The organism is Alkaliphilus pronyensis, assembly GCF_009017275.1.
GTDB lineage: Bacteria > Bacillota > Clostridia > Peptostreptococcales > Natronincolaceae > Alkaliphilus_C > Alkaliphilus_C pronyensis.
On sequence record NZ_WBZC01000053.1, the window covers coordinates 1 to 19,557 of the forward strand.

Genomic DNA, 19,557 nt, shown 5'->3' on the forward strand with positions numbered 1-19,557 from the left:
ACTTCCTTTCTTGGATTTTTGGTGTTTTCGTCGACTCAATTATACCAAAAAAAGGGGGGTCATTGTTTTTTGTTGTAAAAAAACCTTGGATCCCTTGGAAATATTAATTTGTAATCTATTTAGGATTAAAATAGATTAACACTACGGTAAAGAGAAAGGGGGGTTTTTTATGTTTAAATTATCTAAAAGTAGCCTTATATTAATAAGTGTTTTAATTATATTAATCTACAGCATAACTACTGTTGCAGCTAATACCTCTGCCCCTAATGTAGAAGCTTCAGGTAATTACTTGAGGGAGCTTGGTCTATTTAAGGGATATGATGATGGTTCTCTGGGATTAGAAAGAAATATAATACGTGCCGAATTTGCTACTTTAGTGGTTAGAATGCTTGGCCTTGAAGAAGAGGCTAAGAATAAAATGGGTGAAACTATTTTTAAAGACGTCCCCAGTAGCTTTTGGGGATCAGGTTATATTAATGTAGCAAGTGAAGAAAAATTAATATAAGGCTATGGAAACAACACCTTTAAACCGAAGGACAATATTACCTTAGCTGAATCTGTAACTATAATGATAAGATTACTTGGCTATGAATCTGAGATTACTGAAGCCTGGCCCCATGGTCACATGAAGAAGGCTAAGGAACTGGGAATTATTAAAGGTTTAGAGCTTAATCCCGAGGATTTAGTTACCAGAGGAGATGTAGCAGTAATGATAATGCAGTCATTAAATATTGAAATGAAAGGGCTAAAAAGCAATTAGTAATGAGTAATGGAAAACCTATAAAGGCAAGTAATAAGTAATATGTATTAAGTAATAAGCAAAAATTAAAAGATAAAAAAATAACATAAAAAACGTAAATTAAAAACTAAAGTACCTTAAACAAGTACAAATACTTTAAGCTCCTTCTGAGATTAATATAGGAAGGAGCTTTTCTACTTATATTTATGATAGGTTTTTGTTCATTCTAGTTTTCCATATTTTTGTAACTAGAATCGTCATATCGTCTTCTGGTCTATTATCTACATGCTGTAGTGCCTGATGTAATATTTTATCGGCAAGCTCCTGTGGGTTTCTTGTAGTGGTTTTTGCAAGATATTCATATAACCATTCTTCACCAATTTCTTTGTTTACCTCTATTATCCCATCACTTAACATAATAATAAAGTCGCCATCCTTAAGTGTTAACTTGTTCTGTTGTATGTCAATGTTTGACAGTATTCCAATAGGGAGGCTAGTTGAGTTAATAACTTGTACTTCGCCATTAGCCCTTTTTATATAGCAGGGGGCACTACCTATTTTTGCAAACTGGGCAGCTCCTTTTTGTAGATTGATTATTGTCATATCAATGGTTGCAAATATTTCCTCTGATGACTTTAACATAAGTATTGAGTTTATAGTTTTTATTGCCATTTCCTGTTGAAATCCTGCCTCCATCATTTTTTCCAGCATTGATATGGTGGCACTCGATTGTCGATTTGCTTTTTCACCAGTTCCCATACCATCACTTAGGGCAATCATATAGTAATTGTTTTTTATCTCCATAAAAGAGTAGGTGTCTCCCGATAGGTAATTACTCTCTTTTGTTGCCTTTGCTACTTTAGTTGTAGCCATATAATTGTTTGCTTCAACAAGGGTAAAAATACAGGTTTTTTTATAGCTTGAGTCATTACAGCTATTCTTCTTTTTGACCAGCTGATTACCCACTACATTAGAAATTACTGGTATATATTTTTCTATACATGCATCTCTTCCAAAGCAGTTCTTTCTTTCTATGGTTATTTCAGTGTTTCCCTTGCTATTGATGGTTACAACAAGCTTCTTAACCGATAATCCACTCTTATCTAAAGCTACGTATATTAAATCCTCTAATTCTGTATCAAAATGTATATCATCATTTATGTCTAAAGCTAGCTCTTGTATTCCCTGCGACACACCCTTTAACTGTTCTCCTACTAACTCCCTACTCTCTATGAGTTTATTCTTCCATGTTGCATCTACTCTCCTCAGCTCATACAGGGATAAGCTTTTTTCTATAATTTTATTGGAGTATATACACCTTTTATTAATATTCTCAGGTATACTGTTATAATCTAGTTCCTCCTTGGTTTCAATTAAGCAAAGGAGTTCACTAATAGAATTATATGTATTCATAAAGTTTTTGTTCCAGCAGCTTCTTCTCATGCCACAATCTATACATACTGCATCTGCAACTTTTTCTATTGTTTTTGAGAAATCTTGATTGTTGTATAGCTTTACTTCCTCTGTCATATTTTCAAAGGTTGATGATAGCTCATAAAATGTTTTAGAAAAGTCAGTAAGCTTGTCATGTATTCTTTTTTTAATTTCATCTCCATAGCTCTTTGTACCATGTAGGGCTCCCACTACTGGACTCGTGTATTTTTCTAGTTCTTTTATCCATATAAAAGGAATTAGTAGAAAAAGAATAAAGGCTACTGCCACTTCTTTTAATTGAATATATACTTCATGATAACCATTGCTATAAAATGTTAGAATGGTGCTACCCAACATAAAGCCAAATGCTCCTCCAATTTTGCCAAGATCCTTAAAAATACCAGATAACAGTCCAGAGAATCCATAAATTCCTATCACTACTGGAGGTAAGCCACCCTTTGACATGGTACCTATTAGCCCCAAGGTTATTCCAACTGATGCCCCAATACTGGCACCTCCATTATATGCAAATATAATTGTTATTAGTATGCCCAGTATATTTTTAACCGATAGCCCTAATAGGCTAACCTCATTAACTCCTGATAGTGCTATGGCCATTAGAATAGCTACACAGATTACTTCTTCTGTTGACAGTACTTTTCTGTTGCTTCTTTGTAGGGTAATAGGTATGGCGTAGGAGGATATATAAACTACTGCAAAAATAACCAGAGCTTCAAAGGTAAGCATTAAGAAATCGTAGAGATAAAACTTTTGTATGATCAAAAACACAAAGCTTGTACCCCAATATATTAAACTGCTAACCATAGATACTGTAAATATTTTAGCTTTTCTTATGCTTAGAATATAATTGAATAGTATTATAATTATCCCCAATGAAATTCCATAGGGTAGGCTTGATGATAAGCCTTGAATACTGAAAATACCAATAAATGTTGCTATAGCAACTGTTGTATATCTTTTATTCTTATAGGCTACTGCTGCATAAAATCCTATTCCAAAGGGTGTTAAGCCTTCTAAAATTCCCGCTCTTCCTATTAAAAAACCAATTATGTGTAACAAAACAAAGCTTTTTTGGTTTAGGTAGGAAAAAATACTTTTATCATAGGTATATATTGTAGATTTTTCTGCCATTATTGTCACCATCCTCATTTGTTATATTAAGAAGTGTATCAGATGAGGTTTAAGAGATTTGTCAAGATTAGTGGACATGCTATAAAAATCGTTAGACAATTCCTTGTGGAGAAAGACAAAAAATAACAATGGTCATTTAACCTTATAAATAAGGGCAAAACCCAAGACAGCTGGTAAAGAGTTGAAAATCACAAAAAAAATTAGCAGAAACTCATATACAAATTCTGCTATTATACTTGAATATTTTGTTGTTTATCCATTTAACTTATAGAATAATAAACCTTCAAGATTATCATATTCGCTGAGAACCAATTTATCTGCCCCCATTTTTTCCAATGCTTGTATCAATATTATAGCTCCTGCCAAAATAATATCTGCTCTTTTGGGGTGCAGTCCCTTAATTTTTTTTCTCTCATTTAAGTTAAGTGCCTTAAGCTTATTTGCTATTTCTTTTATATTTTCAACTTTTAGAGGGTATCCATGTATTCTATCCATATCATATACTTGAAGCTGTTGATGTATAGCTGCTATTGTCGTAGCTGTACCACCAATTCCAACAAAGTCTCCTTTAGCTTTGGGTATATCTCTTAATTCATTGGTTAAAATCCTTGCAATTTCTTTACACAGTCTTTGATATTGTGCTTCTGTTATAGGGTCAGTATCAATTATTCTTTCTGTCATTCTGACAGCTCCAACATCAATGCTCTTCATCTTAACTATGTTTGTACCATCCCCTAGTATTACCTCGGTGCTTCCTCCACCAATGTCAATGACAACGACATCCTTATTTTGCAGCTTCATACCCATACTTACTCCTAAGTATCCTAGCCTTGCCTCTTCTTCTCCTGATATTGTTTCTACCGGAACACCAGTTATTTCCAAAGCTTTTTCAGTAAAGTCTTTTCCGTTGACTGCATCTCTAACTGCACTGGTCGCCATAGACCATATTTTTTGTGCTTTCCATTTTTGGGCCTCTTCTATGAAGGCTCTATAGACTTCTATGTTTCTATTCATGCCTTCTACTGTAATATAGCCATTTTTATCTACTGAGCTTCCAATCCTAGTTGTATTGACTTTCTTTTCTCTATATATTATATTCATAGCATCTAGTTCTGCTAAAAGAAGCCTCATTGAGTTTGTTCCAATATCTATAGTTGCATACCTGCTCAAAATAATACCTCCCAACAATGATTAAAAGTGAAAAATTAAAAGTGAAAAATTAAAAATTAAAAACCTTAAAACCTTATAAACACAATTGAAAATTGAAAGTTGAAAATGGAAAATGGAAAACAAGAAGTAAAATTAAAAGTTAAAAGTTAAGAGTTAAGAGTTAAGAGTTAAGAGTTAAGAGTTAAAAGTTAAGAGTTAAAAGTTAAAAGATAAAGATTAAATTGAAAATGGAAAGTTGAAAATTGAAAATTGAAAACAAGAAACATAATTAAAAATTAAAAGTGAAAAGTTAAAAATTAAGAGTTAAGAGTTAAAAATTGAAAACAAAAACCAAGTTAAAAATGGATTCAAATATAAAAAATCTTAATGAAAATAATAAAAGCCGGAATTCACCGGCTCATTTTATTCTTTAAATGCTTTTTTAGCATGTCCATTACTTTTGCGATTACTCTTGCTTTTGCTTTTTATGGTTTGAATTTTTTCATCGCTATCCTTTAAAAATCTACTAAGCTTATCTTCAAATGACATTGAAGAGGTTTCTTCTGGACGATTCCAGTCTAATTCCGCTGGCTTAATAACCTTCTTTTTCGGTGGTGTGGCCTGTTTTATTGAAAGACTTATTTTACCATCCTTTTCAATGGCTAACACCTTTACCTTAACTTTTTGACCTGTTTTTAAATACTCGTTGATGTTCTTTACATAATCATTAGCAACCTCTGAAATATGAACTAATCCTGTTTTTTCTTCTCCTAAGTCGATAAAGGCGCCAAAGTTTGTTATACCCGAAACTGTGCCTTCAACAACGTTACCTACCTCTAACGGCATAAATTTACTACTCCTCCTTTAAAGTCTTGAATAATCAGTTAATTTTTATCCAAACTAATTATATCATAAGTATTGAAAAAGGTACACTTATTTTTAATTTCCTGCATTTTCTATATCTATGAATATAATCTCGTCTTCTCCTATCATTTTAAGTTGCTCCCTAGCAATCTTTTCAATATATTCATCGTTATGGGCATTTTCTATTTTATGTATAATGCTTTGTATTTCCTTCTCTGTGTTTTTGATTTTATCTATATAAAAGGCTTCTTGTTTTTTGAGTTCTGCCATTTCTTTTTGCTGCTCATAAAGGGTAAACAAAACAGAACCTAAAAGAAACATAGGTAAAAGCATCATTAGTAGTCTGTTAATCCTTAGTTTTTTCTTCTTTGGCATGTTTTATCCTCCCTTCAGCTTCTGTTTAGTTACTTTTTATTAAAATAATTACCTGCAAATTTTCTTACATCATTTATTATTCTATGGGGCATGTTTAAAATCCTCTTTGATTTATAGTATACTGGCTTTGTTTTTCTTTTACAATAGGTATATGGTACTTCTATAAAGCAATATCCTATACGAAATGGGTAAATAATCAATTTCCATATGTCTGTTAAAAATTCGTTAGCTATCTTTAAAATATAGTTTAAGCCTTTATTAATTGGCTTAGCTAACACATGTTCATAAATTAAAACACCAATAAGAAAGCCTAGAAAATTATAAAACCTCAAATCTCCCTGGTTACTAAAAATTAATACATAGAAGGCTACTGCAGTGATTATAGTCCAAAATATAGCATCCTGCAAAGTTGTTGCAAGCTTTTTGGGCTTAAATATACTTCTAAAGATTTTATACAGCTGATAAATAAAAGCAATAAGTATACCTCCGTATATAGTTGCTAGAAATATGTAGGCCTCTTGATTAATTGAATACATATACACACATATCACCTCAAAAAGGTATTATTTACTCCCTTCATAATATGCAGTAATAACTAAATTGGTGTTTGTACCTATAAAAAAAAACTACCTTATACAAAAAGGCAGTTATCTAAACATTTTGCTTAAAAATCCGGAGCCCTTGCTTCCTATACTATCTCGGCTACTATATACAAGCGAGTGTACAACTCCTGTAATTACAAGGTTTCCATCCTCTAGGTTTAATTTATTCACATCTAGCTCTTCTCCTTTAATAGTAAGTCCACCAGCTACAGTTTGTAAAGTTATAATCTCACTGTTAAAGCTATTAACATGCTCTACTCCAGATAGGGATAGCTTTTCTCTATTTTCAAGTATTAAGTTGTGGGTTTTGCTTTTACTAGTTTTACGATCCTCCAAGGGCTTCACCTTCCCATATATACTCTCATGTTATACTATGAGGGTACAGGTAAAAATAGAACCCTATGCTTTAATTATTCCCATAGCTTTATAATCTCAATGTCCTTAAAATAGTATTTAACAATTTCTTCTGCATTTTTCCCATCATTAGCCATTTGATATGCTCCCCATTGGCTCATTCCTACTCCATGGCCATAGCCAGCTCCCTCTATTGTTACTTGATTACCATTGACTGATATATTTTTTATCATGGTTGACTTCATACGTGTGCTATCAAGTGCAATTCTGAAGGCAGGGGCTTCTACCGTTGTGTCACCCACCTGAAGTACTGTTGCTCTACCTGATGGTCCAGTTTCTGCTATCTCAATACTGTTGAAATCAGATACCTCTTTACCTTGCTCCTTAACTGCTTGAATTATTTCCTGCTTAGTGAAGGTCTCTGACCAATTGGCATCATCTGGTGGTGCCAATTCTGAGTCTGGTGACTCAACTATTTTAACGTATGGCGGTTCTGCTTCTTCATAGCCTAAGCCCTCTTTAGCAGCAGAGGTTTTTCCTCCTGCATGGGCATGAAACCATGCTTTAATATATTTATTATTATGTACTGCCACCATTCCTCTTGTTCTATTAACCGCCTCTTTTATTCTTTCGTTTACTCTTCTGGCATCCCATGCTTGAGCTTCCTCAATATCTGTTGACACATGGGCTCCTTCATATTTTGATCCACCTTTATCTGTAACAAACTCCATAACAAAGGTTCTAGCTAGTATAGCTTGTGCAGCAAGTGCTTCTTGTGGCCAGTCATTATGCATCTCGCCAGCCAATACTCCAGCCACATATTCTTCAAAGGCCATTTCTTTGATTTCACCTGTATCTATTAAATACACCTTTAGTCTAGGCTCTTTGCCTTCTCCTTGACTTATTTCTTCTGGAACCCTGGGAGCTGTGTTGTTTTCTTGTGGCATCGGTCTTTCCTGCGGACTACAGCCTATTGTAGTTAATATGATTAATATAACTAGAAAAGCCACAACATTAAGCTTATGTCTTTGCATAATAATCCTCCTTTGTAATGTATAAACTTTACCTTATTATTTGCTTACAAGTGGATTATATGCAATTAATCTAATTTAGCCCTCTATAATTCTATACATTCCTCCAGCCTCATCCTTTGAAACGTGTTCCTTTATTTCTGTAATTTCTGCTTTAAAAGCATTGTCTCCAAATTGTATTTCTATAATATCACCAACCTTAACTTCTGTACCTGGCTTTGCCTCTTTATTATTTACCTTTACTCTTCCTTTTTCACTTGCTTCCTTTGCAACGGTTCTTCTTTTTATAATTCTTGATATTTTAAGATATTTATCTAGTCTCATTTTTAGGCCTCCTTAACTAATTAACTTAAATTCTACTTTAATGCTGACTTTTTTTCAAGCTCAATTAAAAAAACACTGCTGTAGCAATAGCTTAGGTAAGCTTCATCAATAGCTATAGGCTGATGGCTATATGTATTTAGTAATGTTAAAGGCTTTTTTTTTTGATATAATAGCTTTAATAGATTATGGTATTCTTTAAATTGAAGGTATTATTAAAAATAATTCTAGGGGGGTTAATTATGGACTTCGAAGCCATTTTTAAAGCTTTAGGAGAAGGAACACGAATTAAAATTTTAAAGCTTTTATCATGTAAACCTATGTATGTATGTGAACTAGAGGCAATTTTACAAATAAGCCAACCAAGAATCTCTCAGCATTTGAAAATACTACGTTCTGAAAATATTGTTGATATGAAAAAGGATGGACAAAAAGTCATATACTCTTTAAGTAAAAAGAATATAGACTTATTGTTTAGTGAGTTTAATAGGTTTTTGGAAATGCCTATAAATAGATTAAGTGGCTTTAAGGAGGAATCTGAAAGGATTTTACTAATAGCAGATGACCCTAAAATTAATACCTGTAAATCTTGTAAGTAAGGAGTTACTTTAAGATACCGTTACTTATAATATACTAAAAGCTACTATATTTTAGTAGTCATACAGGGTTTTTAAGGTAAAAAAGGAGAAAGTCCACCATATATCATGCCTGTAGCTGTTGCCATCACAATTACTAGCAAAACGAACACCACTGTTTTTTTTGTACCTATTATACTTCTTATAACCAGCATATTTGGCAACGACAGGGCGGGACCTGCCAGTAATAATGCTAATGAAGGACCTTTACCCATACCTGCCCCTATTAGGCCCTCTAAAATTGGCACTTCTGTTAGGGTAGCAAAGTACATAAATGCTCCAGCTACAGATGCAAATAAATTTGCCCTAAGTGAGTTTCCCCCCAATAGCCTTACAATCCACTCTGATGGAATAACACCCTCATTACCTGGTCTTCCCAATAATATACCTGAAATTAGAATACCTGCAAAGAGTAGGGGCAATATTTTCTGTGCAAAGCCCCAGGTTTCTTGAAACCACGCTTCTCTTTCTTCTTTGGAAAACCATTTTAAAGCAGCATAAATTACTATAGTTAAAAACATACTGGACAATATCCATTTTAAACTATAAATGGTATTCCATATGGCTGAATTATTTGTGGGCTTTGCCCAATTGGCAAATACTAAAACTGCAACCATAGAAAGGAAGTACATAATTATTTGACCCATGGGCTTTGTCTTTGCATCTTCTGTAAAAAACTCATTTGATTTAATATTCATTCTTTCTGTTTCTTCTTTTTTGAAGATTAGGTGCATTAAAATTCCTATAACAATACTAAAGGCTATTGCACCTATGGTTCTTGCAACAGCAAGCTCTAAACCTAAAACTCTGGCTGTAATGGTGATTGCTAATACATTTATAGCTGGTCCTGAGTATAAAAAGGCAATAGCTGGACCTAATCCAGCACCCTTCATATATATTCCAGCAAATAGGGGTAATACTGTACAGGAGCATACAGCTAAGACTACACCAGAAACTGATGCAACTGTATATGAAACCCATTTTTTTGCTGTTGCACCTAGGTATTTTATAACTGAACCCTGTGATACAAATACTGCTACTGCTCCTGCTATGAAAAAGGCAGGAATTAAGCATAATAATACGTGCTCTCTAGCATACTCATTTAATAATGCAAAGGCCTCTAAAATTCCATTCCTAAAAACAGGATTTGTAATTGGCATAAAATAAGCTGCTAAAAAAGCTCCAATAATTATTCCAAACTTCTTTTTGTCCTCCATTGTCCCCCTCCAAGCCATTATATCTGTTATAGTAGTTCTTTTATTTCGTCAGGCTTTAGTACCCTTCCAGATGATACTACCTTGTCGTCTATCACCAGTGCAGGGGTTTTAAAAACTCCATAGTTTACAATTTCTTTTATGTCAGCTACCTTTTCTACCTCAGCTTCAATATTTAATTCTTTTATTGCAATTCTTGCGTTTTCTTCTAGTGTTTTGCAATTCTTGCATCCTGTGCCTAGAACCTTTATTATCAATTTTATCCCTCCTATATATTAGCATATGCTTATATGTTTATATTATTATTCTTTTGTTACATTGTCAACTCTTTAACTAAGTAGCACATGAAAAACCGTTACTATTTTAGTAACGATTTTTTATAATTTTATTTCATACTTTTTAATGCAATTAGTAATCTATTTGTATCTATTTTTCCATAGAAGCCTAGTTTACCATTAAGGAAGGTTAATGGAAGCTGATACCCTCTTTCTATTAGCTTTTTTTCCTCTGGATATAGGGTTAAATCATCCTCCATAATATCTATGAAAAAAACCTCTACCCTATCCTTTAGATCATTATTATTAACTAGCTCTCTAACCTCTTCTACCATTTCTATTGTTGTAGGATCCTCACTGGGACCATTGGTTGCCCTTGGCCCTCACCCACAATCTGTTGCTATTTCTTCTCTTAATCCAAATATATGAATTTTTATTTTTGTACTCATTTTCATCATCTCCATTAAAAATCTTAGCAAATTACTTGTTTAACAAGAACTTTTGATACAAAAATGACCTCCTTGGCATGTACATAAACCAAGTAGGTCATTCAGCTAATTAAATAAACTATGACTTTGTTAATACAGCTTAAATACTAAGCGTTAACTTTTTCTTTAAGAGTTTTACCAGCTTTGAAAACTGGAGCCTTTGAAGCAGGTATATCAATAACTTGCTCAGGATTTCTTGGGTTTCTTCCTTGTCTTGGCTTTCTTTCTCTAACATCAAATGTACCAAAACCTACTAATTGAACTTTGTCTCCTGCAACTAGTGCTTCTTCAACACTCTCCATTAATGCATTTAATGCTAATTCAGCATCCTTTTTTGTTAATGCACTTTTTTCAGCCATTTTAGAAACTAATTCAGCTTTGTTCACTCAAATTACCTCCTTATAATTTAGAATACGTATAGTGATATTCTCTGTAAAACTCGAAAATCCTTCTTTTTCTAAGATTTTCTATAACTTTTTACCAATTTTTTTATAATTTTGGTACTCTGGCATTATTTTTTTGATGCCTCCCAGAGCTTATCCATCTCAACAAGGGTCATATTTTCTAACTTTTTACCTTTGCTTAAGGCATTTTTTTCTATGTAGTTAAACCTGTTTATAAATTTATTAATGGTATTACTTAAAGCAACTTCTGGCTCTACCTTATAAAATCTAAGTAGGTTAACTACTGCAAATAATAAATCTCCACCCTCTTCGGTTATTTTGTCGAAGGTTCCTTCTTTACTTGCCTGCTGTAGTTCTTCAAGCTCTTCATATATCTTGCCTATAACATCATTGCAATTGTCCCAATCGAAACCAACCTTTGCTGCTTTTTGTTGTATTTTGTTAGCCCTCATTAAAGCTGGTAACTCCTTTGGTACTGACAACATGGATTCGGTATAGCTCGTTTCTTTCTTTTCTTTTTGTTTTTGTTGTTCCCAGCTGTTTAATGCTTCTTCACAGTTATTTGCTGTTTTATTTTTAAATACATGTGGATGCCTAAATATTATTTTTTGTGCTATTCCTCTTATTACATCGTTAATATTAAATGCATTTCTTTCCTTTGCTATTTGACTGTGGAAAACAATTTGTAAAAGAAGATCTCCAAGCTCCTCCTCTATGGAGTAGTCATCCTTTGAATTTATAGCTTCTATAACCTCATATGCTTCTTCTATTAAGTATGGCTTTAAGCTTTGATGGGTTTGCTGTATATCCCAGGGACAACCATCTTTATTTCTTAATCTTTCCATTAAACCACATAAATTATTCATATTATAATACTTTTTTTGAGGCATGTCAATCCTTGGAATATAAAGACTTGTCAAATAATCTATCCATTCTAGGTGATCTAATTGATAAAGTGGTATTTTTTCTACTCTTTGTAGCTCAGGTACACCAGCAGCCCTTACAACCACAATAGCTTCTTCATCATCATAGTAATCCATTAGCCTTAGCTTTACCTGCGAGGCAATAAGTGAGTCATACACCTGAGTAATTATCATAGATGAATCTGGATCTGGCTCTTGATTATCAAGCTGTAGAGCATCAATTAGTCTGAAGCCTTCTACTGGGTCTAGTCCTACAACAGGTAATAATACATCTAAAAAGCTCATGGCTGGTAGGATATTTACATTAACCTTAGCCCCTTTACATGCCTCCATAAGCTGCTGTACTGTAGTCTCGGCTACAAGGGGATGTCCAGGAACAGCGTATATTATGTCCTCAACCTTTGCCTTTTCTAAAAGAGCTTCCACTATATTTTTATATACATGGTCAAATGTGTCAGTATTTTTATAAATATGATCAAAGCTATGAAAGCTTATACCCTCTGTCTTCAAAAACTCTACTGTTGGATGCTTTTCTGTCCTTAGGTATACAGGTTTTCTTTTCTTAAGTTCTGTTAAAGTAGCAAGGGTTAGATGTTCTTTAGCTCCAGGGCCTAATCCTACTATGGTTATTTTTCCCATTGTGACTCCCCTCCAATTTAATATTAACCTATCTCATGACACCTAGTTTATTCAAAAGCTTGGCCATCTTCATACCACCAGGAATAAGCTCGAAATCTTCCTTTGTTATTGTTTTAGTATATAGTAGCATGCCTCCATATACTAAAGCTCCTATTGCAATTGCAATAACGGTAGATAACCTACCTCCTATTAAATTAGTCATGAGTATATATGAAATTCTAGTTATAATAGCCATGAACGCTGCGGCTACAATAGGTTTATACACTATTCTTCTTATATCGAAGCTTACCTTAGTATACTTTATAACGGCAGCAAGATTAAGTATGGCAGCTATTAAATAGGCAAGCACTGTTCCTAGGGCTGCACCTTTAACATTTAGTGCTGGTATACCTGTTAAAGTATAGGTAGCAATCATTTTAAACACTGCACCTATTAATAGGTTTCTAACTGGGATTATCTGCTTTCCTAATCCCTGTAATATACCTGTCATAACTTGTACCTGTGTTAAGAACAAAACTGCAGGGGATAAATACAGTAATATTTGTCCTATACTGGCTGGCTCTCTAGGAAATAAAAGCTGCATAATTGGTGTTGCCAATACCGCAAGTCCTACTGCTGATGGAAGGCCCAATAAAAAGGATACCCTAAGACCAGACTGTACATCGTTTCTTACTGCGCTCCAGTCTTTTTTAGTGCGAGATTCTGATATTACAGGCACAATACTCATAGATAGTGCCACGGTTAATACTTGTGGTAGGTTAATTAAGGTTACTGCCATTCCTGTCAACTGTCCGAATAAGCTATTTGCCTCTGAGTAAGTGAAGCCTATAGCCTGTAACCTCCTTAGAACTATAAGGGAATCTATCATGTTAATTAAGGGCAAAATTGATGCTCCTATTGTAATGGGTATTGCTATATGCATTAGCTCGGAAACTACTCGTCCCACCTGGTCTTTTTGTCCTGCTAAGGGTGTACCTAGCTTTTCTCTTTTCCTTTTATCATTGAAATATATGTATAAAATAACTGTTAACCCTGCAATACCCCCAGCTGTAGCTCCAAAGGAGGCACCAGCCGCTGCAAGCTCAACATTCTTATTTAGTAAAACAGTTGCTAGTGATAAACCCACAATAACTCTTGCAAATTGCTCAACAAATTGTGATATTGCAGTAGGCACCATATTTTTCATGCCTTGAAAATATCCTCTAAATCCGGCCTGCATTGATACAAAAAATAAACCTGGTGCCAACGCTAATACTGCATAATATGCATTTGGACTCTTAACTATATTATTAACAAAATAGCTTGTACCAAAAAACAAAATAGCAGCACTAGCACTTCCAATAATAAACAATACAAAGATAGAAATTTTAAAAACCTGGTGGGCTCCTACATAATTTCCTTTAGCTCGTTTCTCTGAAACTAATTTTGATATAGCAGTTGGAAAACCTGCTATTGAAAATGATAATAAAAATGTAAAAATGGGATAGCCTACTTGATAATAACCGAAGCCCTCTGATCCGATAATGTTTCCTAAGGGGATTCTAAAAAAAGCACCGAGAATTTTTACAAATATTCCTGCTATACCAAGTATTGCAGCTCCTTTTAAAAAGGAATCCTTTTTCATTGTTACTCCTCCTACTTGCAATCAAGTCATGGTTAATTATAGCAGACTTTTAAGCTTTAGTACAGATAAAAACCCCGGTGTTTCCGGGGTAAGAATTACTATTGCTCCATCTGTTTAGATAAAAATGCAGCTGCCGTCATTGCTATTTTTTTCTCTGTTTCTCCCATTGTGGCACCTTTTTCTCTTGAGCATAATATAACGGCGCCTATAGGGTCTCCTTGAGTTACAATGGGGGCAATAACCTGGGATGAATATTTTGATTCCTCTCCCTCATCTGATGCAATAGGGTAAAATTGCTCTCCTTGATTTGCCATAAAGACTTCTCTTTCATCCATTAATTTTTCTAAATTCTTGCTAACCCTTTTATCTAAGTACTCCTTCTTTGATGCTCCCGCAACTGCTATTATAGTATCTCTATCGGTTATAATAGCCGTATGCCCCAGTGCTTCTTGAAGTGATTCTGTATACTCAGATGCAAATTCGCTTAGTTCTCCAATTGGTGAGTATTTTTTTAGTATTACTTCGCCTTCTCTGTCGGTAAATATTTCTAAGGGGTCACCTTCACGAATTCTTAGGGTCCTTCGTATTTCCTTTGGTATGACTACTCTACCTAAATCATCAATCCGCCTTACTATTCCTGTCGCCTTCACTTTTATGACCTCCTAAGTTAAGTTAATTATTTGTTGTAGTCATATTATTTTACTCTTTCCTCTGTTTTATGCATTTAAGGAAAATAATTAATATTTAGGAGGTGCCATAATAACCCTTGTAATTATGAATAAGAAATAGGTAGAGAAGCCTCTACCTACTTTATAATGAGTTATCGTTTTATTATTTTTGCCTTTTCCATAAGCTCTTCTATATGCTTATTATACTCTACTGAAACCAGATGGTTGATTATTTCATTTTTTGCATCTTCCAGTGTTATAGTTTGACTTAGCTTATCTTCTACTTTTATAATATGATAGCCAAATTGTGATTCTACAGGTTCACTTATTTCTCCAGCTTGTAGTGAGAAGGCTGCATCTTCAAATTCCTTTACCATTACTCCCCTTGGGAAATAACCAAGGTCTCCACCATTTTCTTCTACTGTAGGATCTTCTGAGTATTCTTTAGCAAGCTGCTGAAAGTCTTCTCCATTTTTAGTTCTCAGGTATAGCTCATCTGCCAGCATTTGATCGCTTACAACAATGTGTTTAGCATGAACCTCCTCTGTTGTAAACAAATCTGGATTTTCTTCATAAAAGGCCTTTGCTTCATCATCACTTATTTCTAAGTTCTCTGTGTAAAAAACTTCATACTTAGCTACTAGCTGTGACTTCTTTAAAAAATCCTTAATAAACTCGTCAGTAATTCCGTTTTCCTCCATATAGTTGCTTAATATTTCATCATTTGCCATCTGCTCTTTAAAGCCATTAAATGCCTCTTCTATATCTTCATCGGTTACTTTAATGTCATTTTTTTCTGCTTCTTCATATATTAATACCTCTAAAACAAGCTTATCTGTTACATAATCCTTTATTGTATCTAAAAGTGTTAAACCTGAACCATCATCTCGATTTAATACATCACTGCTATATCCATATGAAAATAATGCTAGATTTTTATCGTATTCCTCCATAGGAATTTCTGTACCATTCACCATTGCTGCTGCATCATCACTTAGCTTGTCGCCACTACAGCCAGTCAGAAGAACTGCCAGCATCACAAATGCAGCTATTCCCTTAAGAAGCCTTCCTTTATTGTTTTTTATAATCAACATAATCATCTCCTATCTATATCGTCATTTATAATTATAACTAATTTACTGTTTTTTGCAAACCACTAATTTTTTCTATTATGTCTCTCAGTTCTGATAATATCACTGTTTCATCAGGTTTAGCTATTATATATACAAAGTAGGGCTCTTTAGTTCCATAGAAGTTTAGCCTTCTATTATATGAATGTAGTGCTTTTCCTAAATTCTCTGGCATAAGCATGCTACTATCCTTAAAGGAGATGGTTATTTCTTTAGCCTTTTGTGCAATAGCTATAATTCTCAAGCCCTTAGCTAGTGCTTTAATATAGGAGATATTTAGAAGGTTTCTCACACTTTTGGGAATGTCTCCAAATCTATCCTCTATTTCCTCCTCCACACTATATAGATCACCTTTGTTTCGTATAGAAGCAATCTTCTTATATATTTCTATTTTCTGGCTCTGATTTATAATGTATTTATCTGATATATATGCATCTATGCTTAATTCAATTGTTGTATCTTCTAATCCTTGAATTTTTTCTCCCTTTAATTGTCCTATTGTCTCCTCCAATAGCTTAACATATAGGTCATAGCCTATAGCAGACATATGTCCGTGCTGTTCTCCCCCCAGTAGATTACCGGCTCCCCTTATTTCTAAATCCCTCATTGCTATCTTGAATCCAGAACCAAATTCGGTAAACTCTTTGATGGCTTTAAGTCTTTTTTCTGCCACCTCCGATAGGACCTTATCCTTTTCATACATTAGGTAAGCATATGCCTGTCTATTAGAGCGTCCAACTCGACCTCTAAGCTGATATAACTGTGATAAGCCAAGCTTATCGGCATCATGAATTATAATTGTATTTACATTGGCAATATCAAGCCCCGTTTCAATAATAGTTGTACATACCAGTACATCATATTCACCTTCGTAGTATTCTAGCATTAAATTTTCTAGCTGTCTTTCTCCCATTTGTCCATGGCCTACACCTATTCTTGCATTTGCAACTAAACTAGCCAGCCTTGAAGCAACTTGATGAATTCCTTTTACCCTGTTATACACGTAGTAGACTTGTCCTCCTCTAGCCAGCTCTCGACTAATCGCATCGGCAATAATAGCATCGTTTTGTGCCATTACATAGGTTTGTACTGGAAACCTTTCCTCTGGTGGATCTTCAATAACACTCATGTCCCGTATTCCTATCATGGCCATGTGGAGGGTTCTTGGTATTGGTGTTGCTGTTAAGGTTAATACATCAATATTTTTTTTCAATTGCTTTAGTGTTTCCTTATGTTTAACTCCAAAACGCTGCTCTTCATCTATAATTAATAGTCCTAAATCTTTAAACTGTATATCCTTAGATAAAATTCTATGGGTTCCTATTATAATATCCACATTACCAGTACGAAGATTTTCTAAAATAACCTTTTGCTGTTGTGGTGTTTTAAATCTACTCAGCATTTGTATTTTTACTGGAAACCCTGAAAAACGTTGAAGGAATGTATTAAAGTGCTGCTGAGCTAGTATTGTTGTTGGCACAAGAAAGCAAACCTGTTTTCCGTCCATTACGGCTTTAAAGGCTGCTCTTATGGCCACCTCTGTTTTACCATAGCCAACATCTCCACAAAGAAGACGGTCCATCGGTAACTGGTTTTCCATATCTCTTTTCACTTCATTTATACATTTTAATTGATCGGGTGTTTCTTCATATGGAAATAAATCTTCAAACTGCTTCTGCCAATCTGTATCCTGAGAAAATGAATATCCTTTACTTTTTTGTCTTTCGGCATATAGCTTTAACAGGTCGTCTGCCATATCCTCAATTGCTTTTTTTACCTTTGCTTTAGTCCTTAACCATTCACTTCCGCCTAGCTTGTTGATTTTGGGTGGATTATCCTCACTGCCTATGTATTTTTGTATTAGGTCCATTTGGTCGGTGGGAACATATAAATTATCCTCACCTGAATATCTAATTTTTAGATAGTCTTTTTTTACATTATCAACCCTTAGCTGCTGAATTCCTATATATTTTCCTATACCATGGCCTTCGTGAACTACATAATCACCAACCTTTAAATCTATAAAGGATTTTATAGGCTTAGCATCTTTACGTTTACTAGCCTGTTTTCTTTTTTTATGGACTCCATATATTTCATTATCGGTTATCAATACGTATTTTGCCCCAATATACTCGAAGCCCCTATGGACACTCCCCTGCATAATTAAAATTTCACCTGAAACTAGGTCTTCCTGTGCTGAAACAGCAAACTTTACCTTTAAGCCTCCTTCTTTTAAATCCTCTAAGAGCCTTAATGCTCTTTCCTTTGTCCCTGGTAATAAAACAATTTTATAGCCTTTATACTGTAGTGTCTTTAATTCCTCTATCATAAAGCCTATCTTACTATTATAGGACTGAACACTTCTTGAAGCAAAGCTAATAATTTCCTTTGGTTGGAAGTCTGGGTTGTACTTAGGTAAAAGATTAAGGGTTACTACAGAAAATTTGGATATTTTACCAACAATATCCCCATAGCTATACATTATTTTTCCTTGTGTTGGTAAAGCCTCCCCCCTTTCAAGTAGGGTTTGAAAGCTATCACTAAACTCCTTTAGAGCCCCCTCAGCTTTTTCTCTTAATCTTCTTGGTTCATCTATAATTAGTAGTGCATCTTGTTTTAGGTAATCTAAAACTGAAGCCTCTTTTCCATCTAAAAAGGACATTAAAAGCTCTACTGATTTTGTATTATGGAGCTCCCTCGATTTTTCTATTATTTCATTAAACTTTTCTTGTAACCGTGTACTTGCTTCTTTAGTTAGCTTTTCTGTTGTTTTTTTCATTTCTATAGTTAGCTTTTCACTAATTACATTTATGTCCTCATTCTCTATAATTGCTTCAACTGTAGGATATACATTTACTTTTTCAAGCTTATCAATGGATATTTGAGTATCTACATGGAAGCTACGGATTGAATCTACTTCATCATCAAATAATTCAATTCTAAAGGGTAGCTCTTGTGAGGCAGGAAAAATGTCAATTATTCCTCCCCTAATACTAAATTCTCCCCTTCTTTCCACCCTGTCTACCCTATTGAAGCCTTGTATTAAAAGGGTTTTTAGAATTTCTTCTAAATCAATGATGTCACCAACACTTAAGCTTATATGATGTTTTGAATAGTATTGAGGCTTAGTAATTTTATTTAATAATGCATCTATTGAGGCAACAATTATGGGGTTTTCACCCTCAACTAGTGCTTCTAATACTTTAGCACGCTCTGACTGCATCAATTCTCCTGTAGCCTCTATTTGGTAAAATACAATTTCCCTAGTTGGAAAAAGTAATACTCTATCACCTAAATAAAATTTTAAATCTTCATATACTTGTCTTGCTTCTAGTTCATTGTAGGTTATTATACAAACCTGTTTGTTAAGCTCTTCATATAGGCCAAAGCTTATGTGGGCCTTCTGGGATTCACTTAATCCATGTAGTACAACTGGCGTTCTTTTCCCTTTGATAGAGCCAACTAATTGATTATATTCAATTGTTTTTTTTATAGGTGCAAGTAATACTTTACTAATCATAGCTGTCACCACCTTA

At 34.1% G+C, this 19,557-nt stretch carries 20 protein-coding genes and 1 pseudogene; 4 read left to right on the plus strand and 17 right to left on the minus strand.

Annotation, left to right across the window (positions count from 1 at the left end; all coding sequences use genetic code 11):
• Positions 1 to 169: 169 nt before the first annotated feature.
• From F8154_RS12260 to F8154_RS12270, 3 genes and pseudogenes are all read left to right on the plus strand, one after another.
• The gene (locus tag F8154_RS12260) at positions 170 to 505 is read left to right on the plus strand and encodes an S-layer homology domain-containing protein (RefSeq protein WP_151861916.1); all 336 of its coding nucleotides are present in this window, start codon (positions 170 to 172) and stop codon (positions 503 to 505) included.
• Positions 506 to 556 (plus strand): annotated as a pseudogene (locus F8154_RS15690) (S-layer homology domain-containing protein); the annotation flags it as partial. It lies immediately after the preceding gene.
• 12 nt (positions 557 to 568) lie between these two features.
• Entirely contained in the window at positions 569 to 760 is a 192-nt protein-coding gene (locus F8154_RS12270) for an S-layer homology domain-containing protein (protein WP_151861917.1), read from the plus strand.
• A gap of 183 nt (positions 761 to 943) precedes the next feature.
• On the opposite strand, the gene spoIIE is transcribed toward F8154_RS12270, so the two are convergent.
• From spoIIE to F8154_RS12310, 8 genes are all read right to left on the minus strand, one after another.
• Positions 944 to 3,325 carry a stage II sporulation protein E gene (gene spoIIE / locus F8154_RS12275; protein WP_151861918.1) on the minus strand — a complete coding sequence of 794 codons (2,382 nt, stop codon included), beginning with the start codon at positions 3,323 to 3,325 and terminating at the stop codon, positions 944 to 946.
• A 252-nt stretch (positions 3,326 to 3,577) separates the two neighbouring features.
• The gene (locus tag F8154_RS12280; protein WP_151861919.1) at positions 3,578 to 4,495 is read right to left on the minus strand and encodes a Ppx/GppA phosphatase family protein; all 918 of its coding nucleotides are present in this window, start codon (positions 4,493 to 4,495) and stop codon (positions 3,578 to 3,580) included.
• Positions 4,496 to 4,897: 402 nt separating this feature from the next.
• A complete protein-coding gene (locus F8154_RS12285; RefSeq protein WP_151861920.1) occupies positions 4,898 to 5,320 on the minus strand; it encodes a S1 domain-containing RNA-binding protein in 423 nt (140 codons plus the stop codon).
• A gap of 93 nt (positions 5,321 to 5,413) precedes the next feature.
• Positions 5,414 to 5,713: an FtsB family cell division protein gene (locus F8154_RS12290; protein WP_151861921.1), complete on the minus strand. Its 300-nt coding sequence runs from the start codon at positions 5,711 to 5,713 to the stop codon at positions 5,414 to 5,416.
• A 29-nt stretch (positions 5,714 to 5,742) separates the two neighbouring features.
• On the minus strand, positions 5,743 to 6,249 hold the full coding sequence (gene yabQ / locus F8154_RS12295; protein WP_151861922.1) for a spore cortex biosynthesis protein YabQ: 507 nt from the start codon (positions 6,247 to 6,249) through the stop codon (positions 5,743 to 5,745).
• 111 nt (positions 6,250 to 6,360) lie between these two features.
• On the minus strand, positions 6,361 to 6,651 hold the full coding sequence (yabP, locus tag F8154_RS12300) for a sporulation protein YabP (RefSeq protein WP_151861923.1): 291 nt from the start codon (positions 6,649 to 6,651) through the stop codon (positions 6,361 to 6,363).
• Between the two features lie 74 nt (positions 6,652 to 6,725).
• Positions 6,726 to 7,703 carry a SpoIID/LytB domain-containing protein gene (locus F8154_RS12305; protein WP_151861924.1) on the minus strand — a complete coding sequence of 326 codons (978 nt, stop codon included), beginning with the start codon at positions 7,701 to 7,703 and terminating at the stop codon, positions 6,726 to 6,728.
• A 75-nt stretch (positions 7,704 to 7,778) separates the two neighbouring features.
• Positions 7,779 to 8,024: an RNA-binding S4 domain-containing protein gene (locus F8154_RS12310; protein WP_151861925.1), complete on the minus strand. Its 246-nt coding sequence runs from the start codon at positions 8,022 to 8,024 to the stop codon at positions 7,779 to 7,781.
• Positions 8,025 to 8,263: 239 nt separating this feature from the next.
• On the opposite strand from F8154_RS12310, the gene F8154_RS12315 reads away from it, so the two are divergent.
• Complete coding sequence (locus tag F8154_RS12315) at positions 8,264 to 8,620, plus strand: ArsR/SmtB family transcription factor (protein WP_151861926.1); 357 nt, start codon at positions 8,264 to 8,266, stop codon at positions 8,618 to 8,620.
• 71 nt (positions 8,621 to 8,691) lie between these two features.
• On the opposite strand, the gene F8154_RS12320 is transcribed toward F8154_RS12315, so the two are convergent.
• The 9 genes from F8154_RS12320 to mfd form a co-directional block, all read right to left on the minus strand.
• Positions 8,692 to 9,873 carry a permease gene (locus F8154_RS12320; RefSeq protein ID WP_151861927.1) on the minus strand — a complete coding sequence of 394 codons (1,182 nt, stop codon included), beginning with the start codon at positions 9,871 to 9,873 and terminating at the stop codon, positions 8,692 to 8,694.
• 26 nt (positions 9,874 to 9,899) lie between these two features.
• Positions 9,900 to 10,127, minus strand: coding sequence for a thioredoxin family protein (locus F8154_RS12325; protein ID WP_151861928.1), 228 nt, complete (start codon positions 10,125 to 10,127; stop codon positions 9,900 to 9,902).
• A gap of 128 nt (positions 10,128 to 10,255) precedes the next feature.
• Complete coding sequence (locus F8154_RS12330; protein ID WP_151861929.1) at positions 10,256 to 10,480, minus strand: hypothetical protein; 225 nt, start codon at positions 10,478 to 10,480, stop codon at positions 10,256 to 10,258.
• A 260-nt stretch (positions 10,481 to 10,740) separates the two neighbouring features.
• Entirely contained in the window at positions 10,741 to 11,019 is a 279-nt protein-coding gene (locus tag F8154_RS12335; RefSeq protein WP_151861930.1) for an HU family DNA-binding protein, read from the minus strand.
• Between the two features lie 125 nt (positions 11,020 to 11,144).
• Positions 11,145 to 12,599, minus strand: coding sequence for a bifunctional methyltransferase/pyrophosphohydrolase YabN (gene yabN / locus F8154_RS12340; RefSeq protein ID WP_151861931.1), 1,455 nt, complete (start codon positions 12,597 to 12,599; stop codon positions 11,145 to 11,147).
• Positions 12,600 to 12,627: 28 nt separating this feature from the next.
• On the minus strand, positions 12,628 to 14,223 hold the full coding sequence (locus F8154_RS12345) for a putative polysaccharide biosynthesis protein (RefSeq protein WP_151861932.1): 1,596 nt from the start codon (positions 14,221 to 14,223) through the stop codon (positions 12,628 to 12,630).
• Positions 14,224 to 14,321: 98 nt separating this feature from the next.
• The gene (gene spoVT, locus F8154_RS12350; RefSeq protein ID WP_279237192.1) at positions 14,322 to 14,873 is read right to left on the minus strand and encodes a stage V sporulation protein T; all 552 of its coding nucleotides are present in this window, start codon (positions 14,871 to 14,873) and stop codon (positions 14,322 to 14,324) included.
• 170 nt (positions 14,874 to 15,043) lie between these two features.
• Positions 15,044 to 15,985 carry a peptidylprolyl isomerase gene (locus F8154_RS12355; protein WP_192930291.1) on the minus strand — a complete coding sequence of 314 codons (942 nt, stop codon included), beginning with the start codon at positions 15,983 to 15,985 and terminating at the stop codon, positions 15,044 to 15,046.
• Between the two features lie 37 nt (positions 15,986 to 16,022).
• Positions 16,023 to 19,541, minus strand: coding sequence for a transcription-repair coupling factor (mfd, locus tag F8154_RS12360; RefSeq protein WP_151861935.1), 3,519 nt, complete (start codon positions 19,539 to 19,541; stop codon positions 16,023 to 16,025).
• Between the last annotated feature and the right edge of the window lie 16 nt (positions 19,542 to 19,557).